Source organism: Streptomyces sp. NPDC058864 (assembly GCF_042742985.1).
GTDB lineage: Bacteria > Actinomycetota > Actinomycetes > Streptomycetales > Streptomycetaceae > Actinacidiphila.
Window position 1 is genome coordinate 1 of sequence record NZ_JBHYMQ010000107.1, and the last position, 18,544, is coordinate 18,544.

18 protein-coding genes are annotated in these 18,544 nt (G+C 71.8%); 4 read left to right on the forward strand and 14 right to left on the reverse strand.

The window, feature by feature from the left end; all coding sequences use genetic code 11:
• Nucleotides 1-46: 46 nt before the first annotated feature.
• The 3 genes from ACFW3D_RS39840 to ACFW3D_RS39850 all read right to left on the reverse strand — a co-directional run bounded on the left by ACFW3D_RS39840 (nt 47) and on the right by ACFW3D_RS39850 (nt 2,294).
• Entirely contained in the window at nt 47-1,054 is a 1,008-nt protein-coding gene (locus ACFW3D_RS39840; RefSeq protein ID WP_500513121.1) for a LacI family DNA-binding transcriptional regulator, read from the reverse strand.
• A gap of 185 nt (nt 1,055-1,239) precedes the next feature.
• On the reverse strand, nt 1,240-1,476 hold the full coding sequence (locus ACFW3D_RS39845) for a hypothetical protein (protein WP_500513123.1): 237 nt from the start codon (nt 1,474-1,476) through the stop codon (nt 1,240-1,242).
• A 158-nt stretch (nt 1,477-1,634) separates the two neighbouring features.
• On the reverse strand, nt 1,635-2,294 hold the full coding sequence (locus tag ACFW3D_RS39850; protein ID WP_500513125.1) for a DUF6082 family protein: 660 nt from the start codon (nt 2,292-2,294) through the stop codon (nt 1,635-1,637).
• A gap of 324 nt (nt 2,295-2,618) precedes the next feature.
• Here ACFW3D_RS39850 and ACFW3D_RS39855 point away from each other — a divergent pair, with 324 nt between their 5' ends.
• Nucleotides 2,619-3,524: a ferredoxin family protein gene (locus ACFW3D_RS39855; protein WP_500513127.1), complete on the forward strand. Its 906-nt coding sequence runs from the start codon at nt 2,619-2,621 to the stop codon at nt 3,522-3,524.
• Here the strand turns inward: ACFW3D_RS39855 and ACFW3D_RS39860 are convergent.
• Genes ACFW3D_RS39860 through ACFW3D_RS39870 form a run of 3 tightly spaced genes read right to left on the reverse strand, consistent with a single transcriptional unit; the run spans nt 3,491 to nt 6,261 of the window.
• Nucleotides 3,491-4,531: an ABC transporter substrate-binding protein gene (locus ACFW3D_RS39860; protein ID WP_500513129.1), complete on the reverse strand. Its 1,041-nt coding sequence runs from the start codon at nt 4,529-4,531 to the stop codon at nt 3,491-3,493. The genes ACFW3D_RS39855 and ACFW3D_RS39860 overlap by 34 nt on opposite strands.
• A 46-nt stretch (nt 4,532-4,577) precedes the next feature.
• Complete coding sequence (locus tag ACFW3D_RS39865) at nt 4,578-5,456, reverse strand: ABC transporter permease (protein ID WP_500513131.1); 879 nt, start codon at nt 5,454-5,456, stop codon at nt 4,578-4,580.
• Complete coding sequence (locus ACFW3D_RS39870) at nt 5,446-6,261, reverse strand: ABC transporter ATP-binding protein (protein ID WP_500513133.1); 816 nt, start codon at nt 6,259-6,261, stop codon at nt 5,446-5,448. Before ACFW3D_RS39870 ends, ACFW3D_RS39865 begins: the two co-directional genes overlap by 11 nt.
• A gap of 231 nt (nt 6,262-6,492) precedes the next feature.
• Here ACFW3D_RS39870 and ACFW3D_RS39875 point away from each other — a divergent pair, with 231 nt between their 5' ends.
• Both ACFW3D_RS39875 and ACFW3D_RS39880 read left to right on the forward strand, forming a co-directional pair.
• Complete coding sequence (locus ACFW3D_RS39875) at nt 6,493-8,118, forward strand: ATP-binding protein (RefSeq protein WP_500513135.1); 1,626 nt, start codon at nt 6,493-6,495, stop codon at nt 8,116-8,118.
• A complete protein-coding gene (locus ACFW3D_RS39880; protein ID WP_500513137.1) occupies nt 8,115-8,807 on the forward strand; it encodes a response regulator in 693 nt (230 codons plus the stop codon). The genes ACFW3D_RS39875 and ACFW3D_RS39880 overlap by 4 nt, the downstream gene beginning before the upstream one ends.
• A 6-nt stretch (nt 8,808-8,813) precedes the next feature.
• Here ACFW3D_RS39880 and ACFW3D_RS39885 read toward each other — a convergent pair whose 3' ends face one another.
• From ACFW3D_RS39885 to ACFW3D_RS39915, 7 genes are all read right to left on the reverse strand, one after another.
• Nucleotides 8,814-9,578: an IclR family transcriptional regulator gene (locus ACFW3D_RS39885; protein WP_500513139.1), complete on the reverse strand. Its 765-nt coding sequence runs from the start codon at nt 9,576-9,578 to the stop codon at nt 8,814-8,816.
• Between the two features lie 17 nt (nt 9,579-9,595).
• On the reverse strand, nt 9,596-11,254 hold the full coding sequence (locus ACFW3D_RS39890) for a thiamine pyrophosphate-binding protein (protein ID WP_500513141.1): 1,659 nt from the start codon (nt 11,252-11,254) through the stop codon (nt 9,596-9,598).
• A 14-nt stretch (nt 11,255-11,268) separates the two neighbouring features.
• Nucleotides 11,269-11,541, reverse strand: a complete 273-nt coding sequence (locus tag ACFW3D_RS39895) for an SDR family NAD(P)-dependent oxidoreductase (RefSeq protein WP_500513143.1) — start codon at nt 11,539-11,541, stop codon at nt 11,269-11,271.
• 80 nt (nt 11,542-11,621) lie between these two features.
• Nucleotides 11,622-12,404 (reverse strand): ABC transporter permease, encoded by a 783-nt coding sequence (locus ACFW3D_RS39900; RefSeq protein ID WP_500513145.1) that lies wholly within the window; start codon nt 12,402-12,404, stop codon nt 11,622-11,624.
• Nucleotides 12,405-12,469: 65 nt separating this feature from the next.
• On the reverse strand, nt 12,470-14,077 hold the full coding sequence (locus ACFW3D_RS39905; protein WP_500513147.1) for a monocarboxylic acid transporter: 1,608 nt from the start codon (nt 14,075-14,077) through the stop codon (nt 12,470-12,472).
• Nucleotides 14,074-14,523, reverse strand: a complete 450-nt coding sequence (locus ACFW3D_RS39910) for a DUF485 domain-containing protein (protein WP_500513149.1) — start codon at nt 14,521-14,523, stop codon at nt 14,074-14,076. Before ACFW3D_RS39910 ends, ACFW3D_RS39905 begins: the two co-directional genes overlap by 4 nt.
• Before the next feature lie 190 nt (nt 14,524-14,713).
• Nucleotides 14,714-16,843: a DNA gyrase/topoisomerase IV subunit B gene (locus ACFW3D_RS39915; protein ID WP_500513151.1), complete on the reverse strand. Its 2,130-nt coding sequence runs from the start codon at nt 16,841-16,843 to the stop codon at nt 14,714-14,716.
• Nucleotides 16,844-17,266: 423 nt separating this feature from the next.
• Here ACFW3D_RS39915 and ACFW3D_RS39920 point away from each other — a divergent pair, with 423 nt between their 5' ends.
• Nucleotides 17,267-17,497 (forward strand): DUF7455 domain-containing protein, encoded by a 231-nt coding sequence (locus tag ACFW3D_RS39920; RefSeq protein ID WP_354796799.1) that lies wholly within the window; start codon nt 17,267-17,269, stop codon nt 17,495-17,497.
• A gap of 77 nt (nt 17,498-17,574) precedes the next feature.
• Here ACFW3D_RS39920 and ACFW3D_RS39925 read toward each other — a convergent pair whose 3' ends face one another.
• Nucleotides 17,575-18,435 (reverse strand): serine protease, encoded by an 861-nt coding sequence (locus ACFW3D_RS39925; RefSeq protein ID WP_500513153.1) that lies wholly within the window; start codon nt 18,433-18,435, stop codon nt 17,575-17,577.
• Nucleotides 18,436-18,544 lie beyond the last annotated feature (109 nt).

Sequence of the window (18,544 nt, forward strand, 5' to 3'; positions counted from 1 at the left end):
GTTCCGACGTCGTCGGAACCGCCCGGTCCGCGGGGCGCGCGGCCGCTCAGCCGCGCACGGGCCCCGTCGTCCCGCGGACGACCAGCTCGGGCTCGTACAGCAGCTCGTCGGAGGCCACCTGCTTGCCCGCGATCTTCAGCGCGAGCAGCTCGACGGCCGTGCGGCCCATCGCCTCGATGGGCTGCCGCACCGTGGTCAGCGGCGGGTCGGTGCAGGTCATGAACGCCGAGTCGTCGTAGCCCACCACGGACACGTCGCCCGGCACGGAGAGCCCCATCCGGCGTGCCGCCCGCACGGCGCCCAGCGCCATCGGGTCGTTGGCGCAGATGATCCCGGTGACCCCGCGCTCCCAGAGCTTGGCGGCCGCGGCCTGCCCGCCCTCCAGCGTGAACATCGCCCGCCCGACGTGCTCGTCCGGCAGCGACCCGCAGCCGGCGGCGGCCGCGGCCCGCGCCGCGGTCAGCTTGCGCCGCGACGGCATGTGGTCGGTGGGCCCGAGCAGCAGGCCGATCCGCTCGTGGCCGAGCGAGGCCAGATGCCGCCAGGCCTGCTCCACGGCGACCGCGTCGTCGCACGACACCCTCGGGAAGCCGAGGTCCTCGATGGCGGCGTTGATCAGCACCACCGGCAGGTTCCGCTCCGCCAGCAGGCGGTAGTGGTCGTGCGGCGCGTCCGCCTGCGCGTACAGCCCGCCGGCGAAGACCACGCCGGAGACGTGCTGCTGGAGCAGGAGCGAGACGTAGTCCGCCTCCGACACCCCGCCCGCGGTCTGCGTGCACAGCACCGGCGTCAGGCCCTGCTGGGCGAGCGCCGCGCCCACGATGTCGGCGAAGGCCGGGAAGATCGGGTTCTGCAGCTCCGGCAGCACCAGCCCGACCAGCCGGGCGCGGTTCCCCCGCAACTGCGTCGGCCGCTCGTACCCCAGCACGTCGAGCGCCGTGAGCACCGCCTGCCGGGTGCCCTCCGACACCCCCGGCTTCCCGTTCAGCACACGGCTGACGGTGGCCTCACTGACCCCGACCTTCTTCGCTACTTCGGCAAGCCGTCGCGTCATGAGCGCAAGCATACGACACGACATGCAAGTGGTTTGCGCTCTTGCGCAAGACGCCGGAGGCGTCAGGGGCTCGGACACCTCCCCGGGGCAACTGGGGCGCGGGCACCAGTCGGCTCCCGAGCACATGCCGCGGCCTCCCCCACGCCATCCTGGGAGAGGCCGTCGTCCGTAACGGGCTACGCGCGTCAGAAGTCTGGAATGTCCCGCTTGGCACGCACCAATGTCTCGCGAGTGATCACCACGATGCGTTCATAGTCCGCGCGCGCGGCGTCGGGGGGAAGTTTTCCATCAAGATCAGCCGTGGCCTCGGTGCCGATCACCGCGAAGTCGCCATTGGACAACTCGAAGATGTCCGGGCAGGTCGCTGCGGCGGTGCTGCCACGCTCACGAGGGGAAACACCGACCCTGCGCACGATCTCCACGCACTGAGCCTTTCTTGTAGCGGGAGGTCATGTGCCGTACCGTGGTGGCCCCTCTCCTCCCGAGACGCATAGAAGATGACGCGTCACATGTAGCTTATGGGACGGGTGTTGCGGGCCGGTTTCGCCGAGTCTTGATGAAACTTCATCCGATGGCAGCATCATTCGCCATTGCGTTCGATTTCTTGGATCAGCGAGTCCACCATCGCCCCGAGGCGCGCCTCGTCGCCTGCCGTGTCCAAGCGCGCCGCGCGGTACGGCCGGGACCAAGTCCAATACTCCCTGAACTTGCGGCTCCTCACCAGGTCCCTCACCACGTTCTGGAACTCGACTGCGGACAGGCTGCCCAGTCGCATCACGAAGAGGTGGTGTGTGAAGATCATGTTCGCATAGAGGAGTTCGCGGGCCTGCTCCGCGGGCACTCCCTCCAACTCCGGCCAGACCGTGGCCAACTCCGGGTTCTCGATACCGATCTTGAGAAGCTCGACGTGCAGCGTGCGAAGCTCGGCCTCGGCGCTCCGGTAGAGCTGACTGTGTGTTCCTCTCAACTCCACGCGCTGCGCGGCAAGTTCGCGGCGCTGTAAGTGGGCCTTCCGTTGCTGTACCCCGAACGTCACGAGCACCGCTGCCAGGGCCAGCCCCGAGAAGGCCGCATTGGCGGCCATGAAGGTCGAGGCGGCGGGCTCCGAGCCCGAGGGCGACGCCAGCGCCACCATGAGCTTGCCGAGCGCCACGGCGACAGTCGCCGTGACCACCAGGACCGCAGCAATCCCGGTGACCAGAAGGGCGGCGATTCCGCCCACCTCCCTGGAACGCGCCATGTGACCCCCCGATCCGCGCATGGTCGCCCGACACAGCGGCCACAGCCCGAAGAAACGATGCTCCGGGCAGGTACGAGCGGCTCTGGTCGACTGCCTCGGAGAGGTGAGAAGCACGCAGGGACGCACGGGTCCGGCACCCGCCGTCGAATAAGTGTTACCCACTGGGTCGGACGGTGAAGCGCGCCATTCAGGACAGGTGACTGCTGCGTTGCCCCAGCCGACGGGCAAGGCGACTCCCGGACTGACGGACCCGCCGATGGATTCCCGCCCCGGACTGGAGGGGCGGGAGATGCGGGGATGGTGCAGAAGGTTAGGCTTACCTTCATGAGCACCTGCACGACCGCGTCCAGCTCCCTGGCGGAGCCCGTCGCCGCGACGGCGGCCACCGCGCGGACCTGGCTGCTGCTGGAGCAGCCGGGGCCGTGGGGCCCCAAGGCGCTGACCGGGAGCCACCTGGATCCGCGGGTGGGCAGGGCGCTGGAGCGGGCCGCGGCCGGGACCGGGGTGCGGGTCGGGCTGATCCGGCGGCCCGGGCGGCACGCGGACCGGCACGACGTGCGGCGGCGGACGGCCTACGTGGCGCACACCGTGCCGGGCGGCACATGGGTGCGGGAGGCGGTCGTGGAGGACCCGGGCGCGCTCCTGGGTCTGGACTTCGAGGCGCTGGGCCGCGGCGACCACCGCGGCTTCGGGATGCCGTACGAGGGCGACCCGCTCGCCCTCGTCTGCACCAACGGCAAGCGGGACCGCTGCTGCGCCCTCAAGGGCCGGCCGCTCGCCGGGGAACTGGCCGCCTCCGGGCTCGGCGAGGTGTGGGAGGTGACCCACCTGGGCGGGCACCGGTTCTCGCCGACGATGCTGGTGCTGCCGTACGGCTACGCCTACGGGCGGGTCGACCCCGGGCTGGCCCGGCAGGTGCTGGCGGCCGCCCGCGAGGGCGACATGGTGCTGGAGGGCTGCCGCGGGCGTTCCGCGTGGGAGCGTCCGGGCCAGGCCGCCGAACTGGCCGTGCGGCGGCTGACGGGCGAACTGCGCGCCGAGGCGCTGACCGTGGACGGCGAGCACGGCACCCGCGTGCGGCACCTCGACGGCCGGGCCTGGGACGTCGAGGTGACGCCGGTCGCGGCGGAGCCGCCCCGGCCCGAGAGCTGCGGGGCGGCCCTGGGGGCGCCGCTGCGGATGGAGATCAGCGGCATTCAGCCGGCGTTCTTGACGAACTCCGTGGTGTAGGTCTTGCCGAGGTCCACCTCGGTGTTCTGCAGGTTGGGGTTGAACGCCTTGAGGACCCGTTCCACCGTCTCGGGGCCGCCCTCGGGCATCACGCCGTCCTTGGTGAACATCGGCAGCGTGCTCTCGATCGCCTTGACGTAGAGCTCCTGCCCGCCGCCCTGCGCGTAGTCGGAGGGCATCTTCGCGGCGATCTCCGCGGCGCTGTGCGTGGACATCCACCGCAGCGTCCTCACGAAGGCGTTGGCGAGCTTCTGGACGGTCTCCTTGTGGCCGTCGACCCACTCCGTCTGCATGTAGAGGCTGGAGGACGGGTAGAGCCCGCCGAGCGCCTGCTTGGAGCCCTCCGGGGTGCGCATGTCGATGAGCACCTTGCCGAGTCCCTTGTCGAGGATGGTAGCCACGGTCGGGTCCGTGGTCATGCCGCCCTGGATCGAGCCCTGTTCCATCGCGGAGATGAAGGTCTGGCCGGCGCCGACCGCGACCGGGGTGAACTCGCTGGTCTTCACGCCGTTGCTGACGGCGAGGTACTTGGTGAGGAAGTCCGTGGACGAGCCGATGCCGGTCACGCCCATCTTCTTGCCCTTGAAGTCCCCGGCGCCCTTGAGGTCCCCGGCCGCCGCGTTGGAGACGATCTCCACCTCGCCGGGAGCCTGCGAGAACTGCACCACGGACTCCACCTGCTTGCCCTTGACCTGCAGGTCGAGCGTGTGGTCGTAGAAGCCGACGGTGCCCTGCACGTCGCCTGAGACGAGCGCGGTCTCGGCCTGCACGCCGGCCGGCTCGGTGAGCAGTTCGACGTCCAGGCCCTCGGCCTTGAAGTAGCCGAGCCGCTCGGTGAGCATCGCGGGGAGGTAGATGACCTTGTCCAGGCCACCGACCATGATCTTGACCTTGTCGCCCTTGCCGCCGGAGCCGGAGGCGGTGGAGTCGCCGCCGCAGGCGGTGAGCATGGTGAGGGCGAGGGCGGAGACGGCGACGGCGGCCGCGGTCCTGAGGGGCGTGCGCATCTGGTTCACGTCCTTGTGAAGGGGGTGGGCGGGGGCGGGGGCGGGGTCAGCGGTCGGAGCCGGCCTCGGCCGGCTTCCAGCGGAAGAGCCGCTTCTCCAGGAAGGTCAGCAGGCCCTCGGCGAGCAGTGCGACGACCGCGAGGATCGCCATCGCGGCGTACACACCAGCGGAGTTGAACGTGCCCTGCGAGGCCGCGACCAGCAGGCCGAGGCCCTTGGTGGCGCCGATGTACTCGCCGACGATGGCGCCGATGAGGGCGAAGCCGAAGCTCACGTGGAGGCTGGTGAAGATCCAGGAGGTGGCCGAGGGGATGACCACCTGGAAGGTGACCTGGCGGTCACGGGCGCCCAGGATGCGGGAGTTGGCGACCAGGTTGCGGTCGACCTCCCGGGCGCCCTGGAAGGCGTTGAAGAAGACCGGGAAGAAGACCAGGACGACCGCGGAGGCCACCTTGGAGGCCGGGCCGAGCCCGAACCAGATCAGGAAGATCGGCGCGAGCACGATCCGCGGCAGCGCGTTGAGCACCTTGATGTACGGCCCGAGCACGTCGGCGAGGAAACGGATCCGCCCGAGGGCGATGCCCAGCACCACGCCCGCGACGACGCCGATCACCCAGCCGAACAGGGCCTCGTAGAGCGTGTACCAGATCTGCTCCCACAACGTGCCCTGCGCGGTGCCGTCCACGGCCCAGGTGCGGATCTGCTCCCAGATCCGCGAGGGCATCGAGAAGTGGAAGGGGTCGACGACCCCGGCCCGGGCCAGCCACTCCCAGAGCCCCAGGACGGCGACCAGCAGCAGCACGCGGCTGCCGTGGACGAGGTAGCCGCGGTTGCGGGCGGCGCGGGCGCGGGAGCGCGCGCGGTCGGTGCCCGCGGGATCCTTGGTGACGGCGGCCGAGCCGGCCGCCACGGTCTCAGGCGACATCCGCCGCACCCCTCTCGCGGGTGATGCGGACCTCTTCGCCGAGCGAGGCCCAGATCTCCCGGTAGATCTCGATGAACCGCGGCTCCAGCCGCACGGACTCGACCTGGCGCGGGCGCGGCAGGTCGATCTCGAAGACCTCCTTGACCGTGGCAGGCCCGGCGGTCATGACGACGACCTTGTCGGCGAGCGCGATGGACTCCTCCAGGTCGTGGGTGACGAAGACGACCGAGGCGCCCGTGCCGGACCACAGCTCCAGCAGCTCGTCCGACATCAGCGCGCGGGTCTGCACGTCGAGCGCGGAGAACGGCTCGTCCATGAGCAGGATCTCGGGGTCGTTGACGAAGGTGGCGGCGAGCGCGACACGCTTGCGCTGGCCGCCCGAAAGCTGGTGCGGGTAGCGGTCCTCGAAGGCGGACAGGCCGACCCGGGCGAGCCACTCGCGGGCCCGTTCCCTGGCCTCGGTCTTGGGCACGCCGCGGAATCGGGGGCCCGCCATGACGTTGGACAGCACGGTCCGCCAGGGGAAGACGGCGTCCTGCTGGAAGACGAAGCCGACCTTGTCGCCGATGCCGCGCACCGGCTCGCCGGCGACCAGCACCTCGCCCTCGGTGGGCTCCTCCAGCCCGCTGACCAGGGTCAGCGTCGTGGACTTGCCGCAGCCCGTGGGGCCCACGACGGCCACGAACTCCCCGCGCCCGATGGTCAGGTCGAGGTCACGGACGGCGGTGTGGAGGGCCCCGGACGGGGTCCGGAACGCTTTGCTCGCACCCCGCAGTTCGATGGCGGGGCTGGTGTGTGTGCTCATGCGCCGGGACGCTAGGTGTGGCCTGGGTCACGGCGGCACCCTTGCGGTCACAACTCCGCCTTGTGCCCACAACCCCCTGTTCTGCTCGTTTTGCTCGCGCTACGACAACGAAAGGGCCACGGGGGCTGGGCAGCGGGCGCCGGCCGCGTTTACGTTGCGTTCACAGCCGGGCAAACGGACCAGCGAATTCCGCAAGGGCGCGGAACACCGGGAAGGACAGGGGTGACGTACATGCGCATCCGCTGGCCCCGTCGCGTCTTCGCCCAGGTGCTGCTCGTCCAGGTGGTCCTCACCACCGGCGTGATCACCCTGGCCACCGGACTGTTCCTCGCCCCGCTGAGCTCGCAGCTGGACCAGCAGGCGATGCGGCAGGCGCTGTCGATCGCGCAGACCACCGCCGCGACCCCGGGGCTCGCCCACGACCTGGTCACCACCCGGCCGAGCGTCACCGGCCCGGTGCAGGACGAGGCCGAGCGGATCCGCCGTGCCACGGGCGCCCTGTACATCGTCGTCATGGACACCCGTGGTGTGCGCTGGTCGCACACGGACGTCACCCAGATCGGCCGGCACGTCTCCACCGACCCCAGCGTGGCCCTGTCGGGCCGCGAGATCATGCAGATCGACCGGGGCACCCTCGGCCGCTCGGCGCGCGCCAAGGTGCCGCTGCACGGGGCCGACGGGAGGATCGTGGGCGCCGTGTCGGTGGGCATCGCGTACGACAGCGTGCGGGAGCGGCTGCTGGCCACGGTGCCGGTGCTGCTGCTGTACGCGGGCGCCGCGCTCGGGGTCGGCGTACTGGCGGCGCTGCTGGTGTCGCGGCGGCTGCAGCGCAGGACGCACGGACTCGCCTTCGCCGACATCTCCGCGCTGCTCGACGAGCGCGAGGCGATGCTGCACGGCATCCGGGAGGGTGTCATCGCCCTCGACGCCCAGGGCAGGGTGCGGCTGCTCAACGACGAGGCGCAGCGTCTGCTCGGCCTCGGTCCGGACGCCGCGGGCCGCGCGCTGGACGAGGTGCTGCCGCCCGGGCGGACGACCGACGTCCTGGCCGGCCGTGTCGCGGGCACCGACCTGCTCACCGTCAGCGGGACACGGGTGCTGGTCGCCAACCGCATGCCGACCGGTGACGGCGGGGCGGTGGCCACCTTGCGGGACCGCACCGAACTGGAGCGGCTGGGCCGGGAACTGGACAGCACGCACGGCCTGCTGGACGCGCTGCGCGCCCAGGACCACGAGCACGCGAACCGGCTGCACACCCTGCTCGGGCTGCTCGAACTCGGCCTGTACGACGAGGCGGTGGACTTCGTCGGCGAGGTCGCCGACGCCCAGCGGGCCTCCGCGGAACAGGTCGCGGAGCGGGTCAGGGACCCGCTGGTGTCCGCCCTGCTGGTGGGCAAGTCGGCGATCGCGGCGGAGCGGGGCGCCGCGTTGTCGGTCTCCCCCGCCACCTTGCTGCCCGACCGGGTCGTGGACCCGCGCGACCTGGTCACCGTGCTCGGCAACCTCATCGACAACGCCCTGGACGCGGCCCGTTCGCTCGTCGAGGTGGAACTGCGCGCCGAGGGCACGACGGTCGTGCTGCGGGTGTCCGACGACGGTCCCGGCGTACCGCCGGAGGCACGTGAGCAGATCTTCGCCGAGGGCTGGACGACGAAACGGTCCCCGGCGCACCGCGGCCGCGGGCTCGGGCTCGCGCTCGTGCGCCGGCTCGCCGAACGGTACGGCGGCATGGCCCGGGTGACCGCCCGGGCAGGCGGCGGGGCGGTCTTCACGGTCGTCCTGCCGGAGGCACTGGCCGGCGCGGACCTCGTCAGCACCACGGCGGCGGCCGCCGCACCCTCGGGGGGAGCACGATGATCGACGTCCTGGTCGTGGACGACGACTTCCGCGTCGCCGAGATCAACGCGGCGTACGTCGCCAAGGTCCCCGGTTTCCGGGTGACCGCCCGGGCCCACACCGCGGCCCAGGCGCTGGCGACGCTGGAGCGCATGCACGTCGACCTCGTCCTGCTCGACCACTACCTGCCGGACGAGACCGGCCTCACCCTGGTGCGGCGCATGCGCCAGTTCGGCCACACCGCGGACGTCATCATGGTGACGGCCGCCCGCGACGTGGCGACCGTACAGGCGGCGATGCGTTTCGGCGCGCTGCAGTACCTGGTCAAGCCGTTCAGCTTCGCCGGGCTGCGGGGCAAGCTCGACGCCTACGCGGCGCTGCGCCGCACCCTCGACGGCGTCGGCGGGCGCGGCGAGGCCGGCCAGGAGCAGGTGGACCGCATCTTCGGCGCGCTGCGCACGGCCGGTGCGGCACCGGCGGAACTGCCCAAGGGGCACTCGGCGCCCACCGCCGACCTGGTGCGCAAGGTGCTCACCGAGGCCGCGCGGCCGCTCTCCGCCCACGAGGTCGCCGAACGCGCGGGCATCAGCCGCTCGACCGCGCAACGCTACCTGAAGTTCCTGGAGCGCGAGGGCCGGATCAGCCTCACGCTCAAGTACGGCGACACCGGCCGCCCCGAGCACCGCTACGCATGGGCGCGGACCGGCTGACCCGGTTCACCGGCGGGCGAGTTCCCGGCTCAGCGCCCTGGCCGTCGCGCACACCACGGGCGCGACGCGGTCCAGCCGCAGCCCCCGCGTGGCGCCGGTGACGGAGACGGCGGCGACGGGGAAGGCGGCGACGGGGAAGGCGTGCGGTCCGGGCCGCGGCCCGTAGACGGGAGCGGCGACGGCGGAGACGCCGACCTCGGCCTCCTCCCAGTTGACGGCGTAGCCGCGGGCGCGGGTGCGGACGAGGTCCTGCTGGAGCAGCCGCGGCACGACGATGGTGCGCGGGGTGCGGCGGCGCAGCCCCACGCCGAGCACCGCGGCCAGACCGCGCGGGGTCCCGTACGCGAGCAGCGCCTTGCCGGTGGCGGTGCAGTACGCGGGGAGCCGGCCGCCGACCCGGGAGATGATCTGCATGGAGCGGCGGCCGGTGAGCTTCTCCAGGAAGACGGTGTCGGCCCCGTCGACGACGGCGAGGTGCACGTTCTCGTGGGTGGCCTCGTACAGCTCCTCCATGAACGGCAGCGCCGCCTCACGCAGCCTCCGGTGCGGCACCCGCTGGCCCAGCTCGAAGAGGGCGAGGCCGAGCCGGTAGCCGTCCGTCCCGTGCTCCACCAGGCCGACGGCGGTCAGTTCGGCGAGCAGCCGGTGCACGGTCGACTTGGGCAGGCCGGTTCGTGCGGCGAGTTCGCCGAGCGGGGTGCCGTCCTCGCCCGCGGCGAAGGCGCCGAGCAGCGCGGCCCCGCGGGCCAGCATCGACCGGCTCTCCGTCACGCTCGCATCCTCGGCGTTCACGAGTGCCCCCGCAAGGGCACCTCGACCAGCAGCGGGCCGTCGAGCCCGCGCACCGCCGCCACGCTCCGCGCCAGTTCCTCCGTACCGTCGACGCGGACCGCGGGGATGCCGAAGAAGCGCGCGGCAAGGCGCCAGTCGAGGTCGCCGAGGTCGAGACCGGGGCGGGGGACGGAGGCGCGAGGGAGGGCGGGGCCGCCGCCCCGGGTGTCGAGGGTGTCCTTCAAGGTGCGGTACTCGCCGTTGGCCATCACGACGAACAGGACCGGCACCCGGTGCTGCGCCGCGCTCCACAACCCCTGCAGCCCGAACATCGCGCAGCCGTCCCCCAGCACGGCCACCACCGGGCGTTCCGGTGCGCCGAGCCGGTGGCCGACGGCCGCGCCGATGCCCCAGCCGAGGCCCCCGCCGACCGTGTGGACGAAACCGCCCGGCCGGTCCCGGCGCAGCACGCTGCGCAGGTGCACCCCGACGGTGATCGACTCCTCGACGAGCACCGCCTCGTCCGGCAGTGCGCCGGCCAGGGCGTGCGCGGCGGCGAGCGGGTCGACCGGGGCGCCGCCCCGCGCGGACCGGGCCCGCAGGTCCAGCCGGTTCCGTGCCTCGGCGTGCCGTGCGCCCGCCTCCCGCATCCGTTCGCGTGCGGTCTCCTCGGGGACCAGCCGGGCCAGGTGACCGGCGAGTCCGGCCAGTGAGGAGCCAAGGGAGCCGGTCAGGCCCAGGGAGACGGGGAAGTTGCGGCCCGGCTCGGCGGGGTCGGTGTCGATCTGCACGACCGTCAGGTGCTCGGGCACGGGCGGGCCGGGGCTGTAGTGGTGCGGGCTGAAGGCGCGGCAGCCGGCGATGAGCAGCGCGTCGTGCTCCTTCAACCGCTCGTGGATACGGGCGTTGACGGGCGGCAGCGGCCCGGCGTGGAGCGGGTGCGAGCCGGGGAAGTCCAGGTGGTCGTTCATCGGCTGGTGGTACGTGACCGCGCCCAGCGCCTCGGCGACCCGTACCAGCTCCGCCACCGCGCCGTCCCTGCCGACCCCGTCGCCGGCGACGACCGCGGGCCGATCGGCGGCGGCGAGCAGGGCCGCGGCCCGGTCGAGCCCGCCGGCCGGACCGGGCGGCGCGAGCGGTGACCGCGCGGGGACCACCACGGGCGCCGCGTCCTCGAGCACGTCCATCGGCACGGAGACGAACACCGGCCCCTGCGGCGGCTGCCGGGCGAGCGCGAAGGCACGCCGCAGCACCAGCGGCAGGTCCTCGGGTCGGTGCACCTCCTCGGCCCGTTTGGCCGCACCCGAGGCGATGGCCACCAGGTCCCCGGCGAGCATGGGGTCCTGGAGCAGGTGGCGCCGGTCCTGCTGGCCCGCCATGACGACCAGCGGGGTGCGCGAGCGCCGGGCGTTGAGCATCCCGATCAGGCCGTTGGCGGTGCCGGCGGCGATGTGCAGGCTGGCGAAGGCGGGACGGCGGGTGGCCCGGGCGTAGCCGTCGGCCATGGCGACGACCGAGCCCTCCTGGACGCCGAGGACGTACTCGGGCACGGGTCCGGTTCCGGGTCCGGACAGCGCCTCGAGGAAGGGCAGTTCGGTGGTGCCCGGGTTGCCGAAGACCCGGTCCACCCCCTCGTCGGCGAGGATCTCCAGCAGGGCCCGCAGGGCGGTCGTCATGGCGGGGACGCCTCTCATACGCTCATGCCGCCGTCGACCGCGACGGTGGCTCCGGTGGTGAAGCTCGCGTCGTCGCCCGCGAGGTGGAGCACGGTGCGGGCGATCTCCTCGGGTGCCGCGTGCCGGCCGAGGGGGATCATCGCGTCGAACGCCCTGGCCGCGTGCTCGGAAGGCTGCCCGGTGGCGGCGGTCCCGATGCGCCGCATGAACGGGGTGTCGGTGGGGCCCGGGTGGATGGTGTTGACGCGGATGCCGCGGGCGGCGCACTCGCGTGCCGCGACGCGCATGAGCCCGACCTGGGTGTTTGGCGGCCGCGGACCCGGCGCAGTGCGCTGTCGGCGGCGACGGCGGTGCATCAGCGCCCCGATCACGGCACTGGCACCGAGCCGCGAGCGCCCGCGAGCGGGGTGCCGCCGATGATCGCGGCGGCGATCGCGCTCAGCTCGTACCCCTGGCCGATGGTCGGGTCACCGGCGATGAAGAGGGCCAGGGCCAGGACGGCCGCCAGACCGGCCGTCGACGCGGACAGCGCCATCGCCTTGATCCGCGTCCGCACGATCGGCCGCCCGGTGAACAGCGCCGCGTCCGGGTTGGAACCGACGGCCCTGACCTGCGCCCCGAATCGGGTAGGGGTAAGCAGCACGGTGAGCACCGCCGTCGTGGCGAGCAGCACCCACACGGCGGTCGGCAGGCCACCGGAGTCACCGCCGACGACCAGGAAGAAGGCGTGCTCCTGGGGCATCCCGCTGATCTGCTTGCCATCGGCCAGGGCGAGACCGATGCCGCGGAACACCATGGCGGTGGCGAGGGTGACGATGAACGTCGGCAGCCCCACGTACCTCGCCACGATCGCGTTGCATGCCCCGAGCAGCGCCGACAGCACCAGCACCGCGGCGGCCGCCGCCCACGGGGACCAGCCGTCGCGGATGCAGACCGCGCCGACCGACAGGTCGACCTCGCGCATGGCGAGGGCGAAGACCATGCCGGCCGCCATCAGGCCCACGTAGCAGGCGTTGTGGGCGGTCCCGGTCAGGTTCGACCGCGTCAGGAAGCCCGGCTCGGCGATGCCCACGACGAGCACCAGCAGGACCAGTACCGCTGCCACGCCCGTCTCGTCGCGCAGCAGCCAACGCACACGGCTCGATGGCATGCCGCACAGCGTGGAGGCCCCGTCGGCCTGCGGCAATCAGAGCGTTCCGTCAGACGGAACGGGTGTCACACCGCACCGGCACCGGTGAGCGAACGGACCTCGACCTCGGCGAACTTGTCCTCGTCGGCGCGCTCACGGGACAGGACCGTGCCGAGCCAGCCCGCCGCGAAGCCCAGCGGGATGGACACCAGGCCCGGGTTCTCCAGCGGGAAGTACTGGAAGTCCACGCCGGGGAAGAGCGACTGCGGGCTGCCCGACACCACCGGGGACAGCACCACCAGCACGACCGCCGGGACAAGGCCGCCGTAGATCGCGCAGACCGTGCCGCGGGTCGTGAACCTCCGCCAGAACAGCGTGAACAGCAGCGCGGGCAGGTTGGCGGACGCCGCCACCGCGAATGCGAGCCCGACGAGGAAGGCCACGTTCTGGCCCTGCGCGAACAGGCTCAGCGCGATGGCCACGCCGCCGATGAAGACCGCGGCCACCCGTGCGACCCGGACGTCCTGGTTCTCCCGGCGCCTGCCGCCCGGTGCGGTCCTCCGGCGGCGCAGCGTCGCATGGAGGTCGTGCGCGACCGAGGCGGACGAGGCCAGGGTGATCCCGGCGACGACGGCCAGGATCGTGGCGAAGGCGACCGCCCCGACGACCGCGAACAGCACCGTCCCGCCGGTCGAGCCCGCTCCCCCGCCCAGGTCGAGGGCGAGCAGCGGCACCGCCGTGTTCCCGGCGGCGTTGGAGGCGCGCACGGTGTGGGATCCGACCAGCGCCGCGGCACCGAAGCCCAGCACGATCGTCATCAGGTAGAAGCCGCCGATGAGGCCGATCGCCCAGACCACCGAGCGCCGCGCCGATCGTGCCGTGGGCACGGTGTAGAAGCGCGACAGGATGTGCGGCAGCCCTGCGGTGCCCAGGACGAGGGCGATGCCGAGGCTGATGAAGTCCAGCCGGTCGGTCCAGCTCTGCCCGTACAGCAGGCCGGGGCCGAGGAAGTCCCGGCCGTGCCCGCTGCCGCCGGCGGCCGAGCGCAGCAGTGCTCCGAGGTCGCCGTGGAAGCGGAGGAGGACCAGGACGGTGAGGGTGATCGTGCCACCCATCAGGAGCACGGTCTTGACGATCTGGATCCAGGTCGTGGCACGCATGCCGCCGAAGGCGACGTAGAAGACCATGAGCGCGCCCACGCCGATGACCGTCCAGGTGCGCGCGGCCGATCCCTGGCCGCCGAGCAGGAGGGAGACCAGGCTCCCGGCGCCGACCATCTGCGCGACGAGGTAGAGCACGGAGACGATGACCGAGGAGGTGCCCGCGGCGATCCGGACCGGGCGTCGGCGCATACGGGCGGTGAGGACGTCGGCGAGGGTGTACCGGCCGCAGTTGCGGACGAGTTCGGCGACGAGCAGCAGCACGAGCAGCCAGGCGACGAGGAAGCCGACGGAGTAGAGCATGCCGTCGTAGCCGAAGAGCGCGATGAGGCCGGAGATACCCAGGAAGGAGGCGGCGGACATGTAGTCGCCGGCGATGGCGAATCCGTTCTCCAAGGGGGAGAAGAGACGGCCTCCGGCGAAGAACTCCACGGACGAGCTCCGCCGCCGGCCGGCCCAGGCCGTGATCGCCAGGGTGACGGAGACGAAGACGGTGAAGAGGACCAGCGCCAGGCCCTGGTGGTTGCCGGTCACCGCATCCGCTCCTGGGTGTCCCAGCGCAGGTCGAGGGCGGCTCGGTCCCGGCGCAGCCGGGCGTGCCGGGCGTAGGCCCAGGTCAGGAGGAAGGTCGTGGCGAACTGGGCGAGGCCGAGGGCCATGGCCACATTGAGCTCGCCGACCAGCGGCCGGGCCATCAGCCGCGGTGCGGCCGTCGCCAGGACGACGTAGACCAGGTACCAGGCGAGGAAGCCGGCGGCCGCTGGGAAGACGAACCGCCGGTAACGGGAACGCACTTCCTGGAAGGGGCCGCTGGCCTGCACCTCCCGGTAGACCCCGGCGTGGCCGTCGGCCGGGCGGGCCTGCGACGGGAGGGAGACCGGCGGCGGCTCGGGACCCTCCCACTCCCCCGCGGCCAGGACGTCGTACCAAGGGTCGTCCACCCGCAGCCCTCCGGTTTCCGCCCGGTCGTGCTCTTTCACGAACTCTCCTCGCTTCACGGGCCGATCGCGCCGTGCGCCCAAGCATGGACATTGCGGGAAGACCCGGGAGCCTCCAAGCAGAAACCTTCACCTCATCGGGTGATGGTGCCCCACTCCTGGGGGTGGGGAGGCGACGGCGCCCTCCACCGGCGGGTGACCGTGGAGGGCGCCGTTGCGAGGACCCGTTCCGTCAGGCGTCGATCCGCGAACGGTCGAGCGTGGCGGCGGAGTTGGCGATGAACTCGCGGCGCGGCGCAACCTCGTTGCCCATCAGCAGGTCGAAGGCGAGCTCCGCGCCCTCCAGGTCGCTGATGTTGATCCGGCGCAGGGTGCGGTGGCGCGGGTCCATCGTGGTCTCGGCCAGCTGGTCGGCGTCCATCTCACCGAGACCCTTGTAGCGCTGGATGGAATCCTTGTAGCGGATGCCCTTGCGCTCGAACTCCAGCAGCGTGTCGCGCAGCTCCCGGTCGGAGTAGGTGTAGACGTACTTCTCCTGGCCCTTGCGCGGGTTGGTGAGCTCGACCCGGTGCAGCGGCGGCACGGCGGCGAAGACCCGGCCCGCCTCGACCATGGGCCGCATGTAGCGCTGGAAGAGCGTCAGCAGCAGACAGCGGATGTGGCTGCCGTCGACGTCGGCGTCCGTCATCATGATGATCTTGCCGTAGCGAGCCTGGTCGATGTCGAAGGTGCGGCCCGAGCCGGCTCCTATGACCTGGATGATGGCACCGCACTCGGCGTTCTTCAGCATGTCCGTGACCGAGGACTTCTGTACGTTGAGGATCTTGCCCCGGATCGGGAGCAGCGCCTGGAACTCCGAGTTGCGCGCGAGCTTCGCGGTGCCCAGCGCCGAGTCGCCCTCGACGATGAACAGTTCGCTGCGGTCGACGTCGTCGCTGCGGCAGTCGGCCAGCTTGGCCGGCAGCGACGAGGACTCCAGCGCGGTCTTGCGGCGCTGGGCGTCCTTGTGCTGCCGGGCGGCGATCCGGGTACGGGCCGCGGCGACGGCCTTCTCCAGGACGGCGCGGGCCTGCTGCTTGTCGTCCCGCTTGGTGGAGGTGAGGAACGCCTTGAGCTCGCGGGCCACCACGTTGGCCACGATGCGGTTGGCCGCCGAGGTGCCCAGCACCTCCTTGGTCTGGCCCTCGAACTGCGGTTCGGCGAGCCGGACCGTGACGACCGCCGTCAGTCCCTCCAGGGCGTCGTCCTTGACGATGTCGTCCTCGGCGACGCGCAGCAGCTTGGCGGCGCGCAGCACCTCGTTGAAGGTCCTGGTGACGGCGCCCTCGAAGCCGCGCACATGGGTGCCGCCCTTGGGGGTGGCGATGATGTTCACGAAGGAGCGCAGCGTGCTGTCGTAGCCGGTGCCCCAGCGCAGCGCGACGTCGACGCCGAGCTCACGGGTGACCTCGGTGGGGGTCATGTGGCCGCGGTCGTCGAGGACCGGGACGGTCTCCTTGAAGGTGCCGCTGCCGGTCAGCCGCAGCACGTCGCAGATCGGCTTGTCCGGGGTGAGGTACTCGGCGAACTCGCTGATGCCGCCGTCGAAGTGGAAGGTGTCCTCGACCGGCTTCCCGCCCTCGGAGCCGTTGTCGGGGCGCTCGTCGCGGACGACGATCGTGAGTCCCGGAACGAGGAACGCGGTCTGGCGGGCGCGCTGGTGGAGCGTCTCCAGGGAGAGCTTGGCGTCCTTGAGGAAGATCTGACGGTCCGCCCAGTAGCGGACGCGGGTGCCGGTGCGGGCCCGCGGCACCTTCTTGACCTTGTCCAGCCCGTTGCCCGGCTCGAACGGCGCCTCGGCGCCGGCCTTGGCGAAGCTGCCGGGGACGCCGCGGCGGAAGCTGATCGCGTGGGTGTGACCGCCGCGGTCGACCTCGACGTCCAGCCGCGCGGACAGCGCGTTGACGACGGAGGCGCCGACGCCGTGCAGACCGCCGGAGGCGGCGTAGGAGCCGCCACCGAACTTGCCGCCGGCGTGCAGCTTGGTCATGACGACCTCGACGCCGGACAGACCGGTCTTGGGCTCGACGTCGACGGGGATGCCGCGGCCGTTGTCCCGCACCTCGACGGAGGCGTCGTCGTGGAGGACGACCTCGATGTGGTCGCAGTGGCCGCCCAGGGCCTCGTCCACCGAGTTGTCGATGATCTCCCACAGGCAGTGCATGAGGCCGCGGCTGTCGGTGGACCCGATGTACATGCCGGGGCGCTTGCGGACCGCTTCGAGGCCCTCGAGCACGAGCAGGTGTCGCGCAGTGTAGTTGGAGCCGTCACGATCTGCACCGGTCAGCAACGCGGTGGACGGCACGGATGTTTCGGCGGTCACGCGAACGTCTCCTCATGAAGTTCTTCAGCCGTATCGGTGAGAGGGTACCGAGGTCACGCACGGCCGTTTCGCCGCGACCCGGTACGGGCATCATGCTAGCCCCTTTTCGAAGGTACGTTCGATCCCTCGTTTGAGTGATACACATGTCACGTTCCCCTGGAGGCATGAACCATTTAGGCTCGGGGCACGTCCTCCTCAACAACCGGCCGCAAAGCCGGGGGGACACAACCGAACATTCTGACCAGATCTGCCAGAACGACCCGAAGCCGACAGATAAGACGCCAGAGGATCTTTCGCCGCCAATCGGTAGCATCCGGCCGCTACAGCGACAGTTTCCAAGGAAAAGACCTGAGCGGGAACAGTTTGGGCCTGGTTGGATGTTGACCCTGGTACGACAGCTCGTCGAGCTAGAGAAGAGGCGACGTGACTACAGTTCTGACCCCCGCGAGCCCGCTGACGGCGGCGGACCGCTGCGACCGTTGCGGCGCCCAGGCCTACCTGCGCGTCGTACTCATCAGTGGCGGCGAGCTGCTCTTCTGCGCGCACCACGGGCGTAAGTTCGAGCCCGAATTGAAGAAGATCGCTGCGGAAATACAGGACGAGACCGGTCGGCTCACCGCGACCCCGACCGTCGCGGCCGATGACGAACGCTGACGCGTAGCACTGCGACGAGCTCTCACGACGGGCGGCCCCCCGCAAGGGAGGCCGCCCGTCGGCTTGTCCGCCGCACGTCACGAGGAGTGCAGGCCGACCAGTCCCGCCACCGTCGAGACCCGGGTGTACACACCGGGATGTCCCGCCTGGGCGCATCCCGCGCCCCAGGACACCAGCCCTATCAGCCGCCCGTCCGCCACCAGCGGACCGCCGCTGTCCCCCTGGCACGAGTCGTGCCCGCCGGCCAGGTCGCCGGCGCAGACCATGCCGCCCCTCTGGTACTTGCCTTCCGCACTGCCCGGATACGCCTGCTCACAGACCGAGTCGGCGAGCACCGACACGTTCGCGGCCATCAGGACGTTCGAGTAGGTCCCCAGGCCCGCCGTGTCCCCCCAGCCGAGGACCTGCGCCGGCGTGCCCGCCTCGTAGGAGCCCACGTCCCCCGGCGCCGCCATGCGTATCGCGCTTCCCGCGGGGAACGGCTCCGCGGTCGTGACGACGGCCACGTCGCCGCTGTTCGTCGTGGGGTCGTACGCGGGGTTGACCCACACCTTGCGGACCGCCACCTCCTTGCCGGCGGAGCCGGCGAGGTCCGTCCGCCCGGCGATGATGCGCAGGTCCGGCACCTGGTTCCAGTCCCCGCCCAGCGCGGTCGGGCTGAAGCAGTGCGCCGCGCTGACCACGGTGTTCGGCCCGACGAGCGCTCCGCCGCAGAACTGCCCCGAGCGGCCCGCTCCGTAGCGGGACCGGCTCGACAGGACCACCGCCCACGGGTACTGCTCCGTGGTGACCGGCGTGCCGCCTATGACACCGTTGTCGGCGCCCGGGGCGCCGGGGGCGTACTCCACCGCGGCCGCGGTCGCGGAAGCCGGTAGCGACAGCGCGAGCGCGGACCCGGCTATGAGCCCGCCGATCAGCGTGCGGATCGAGGAACGCATGCATTCTCCTCACCATCCGGAATGCTCTGAGCACCCACAGTGACCTGGTGCCACCGCAGTCGCATCCGGAGAACTGTCCGGAAAGGCCGACGGGCCCGGGGGGCCCCGG

Excerpts from the sequence above, each read along its gene's own strand:
- ACFW3D_RS39890 (WP_500513141.1), bottom strand. The coding sequence starts at position 11,254 with ATGACGACCGCCCTGCGGGCCCTGCTGGAGATCCTCGCCGACGAGGGG.
- ACFW3D_RS39840 (WP_500513121.1), bottom strand. The coding sequence starts at position 1,054 with ATGACGCGACGGCTTGCCGAAGTAGCGAAGAAGGTCGGGGTCAGTGAG.
- ACFW3D_RS39870 (WP_500513133.1), bottom strand. The coding sequence starts at position 6,261 with ATGAGCACACACACCAGCCCCGCCATCGAACTGCGGGGTGCGAGCAAA.
- ACFW3D_RS39860 (WP_500513129.1), bottom strand. The coding sequence starts at position 4,531 with ATGCGCACGCCCCTCAGGACCGCGGCCGCCGTCGCCGTCTCCGCCCTC.
- ACFW3D_RS39895 (WP_500513143.1), bottom strand. The coding sequence starts at position 11,541 with ATGCGCGTCGCGGCACGCGAGTGCGCCGCCCGCGGCATCCGCGTCAAC.
- ACFW3D_RS39850 (WP_500513125.1), bottom strand. The coding sequence starts at position 2,294 with ATGGCGCGTTCCAGGGAGGTGGGCGGAATCGCCGCCCTTCTGGTCACC.
- ACFW3D_RS39865 (WP_500513131.1), bottom strand. The coding sequence starts at position 5,456 with ATGTCGCCTGAGACCGTGGCGGCCGGCTCGGCCGCCGTCACCAAGGAT.
- ACFW3D_RS39855 (WP_500513127.1), top strand. The coding sequence starts at position 2,619 with ATGAGCACCTGCACGACCGCGTCCAGCTCCCTGGCGGAGCCCGTCGCC.
- ACFW3D_RS39900 (WP_500513145.1), bottom strand. The coding sequence starts at position 12,404 with ATGCCATCGAGCCGTGTGCGTTGGCTGCTGCGCGACGAGACGGGCGTG.
- ACFW3D_RS39875 (WP_500513135.1), top strand. The coding sequence starts at position 6,493 with ATGCGCATCCGCTGGCCCCGTCGCGTCTTCGCCCAGGTGCTGCTCGTC.
- ACFW3D_RS39880 (WP_500513137.1), top strand. The coding sequence starts at position 8,115 with ATGATCGACGTCCTGGTCGTGGACGACGACTTCCGCGTCGCCGAGATC.
- ACFW3D_RS39925 (WP_500513153.1), bottom strand. The coding sequence starts at position 18,435 with ATGCGTTCCTCGATCCGCACGCTGATCGGCGGGCTCATAGCCGGGTCC.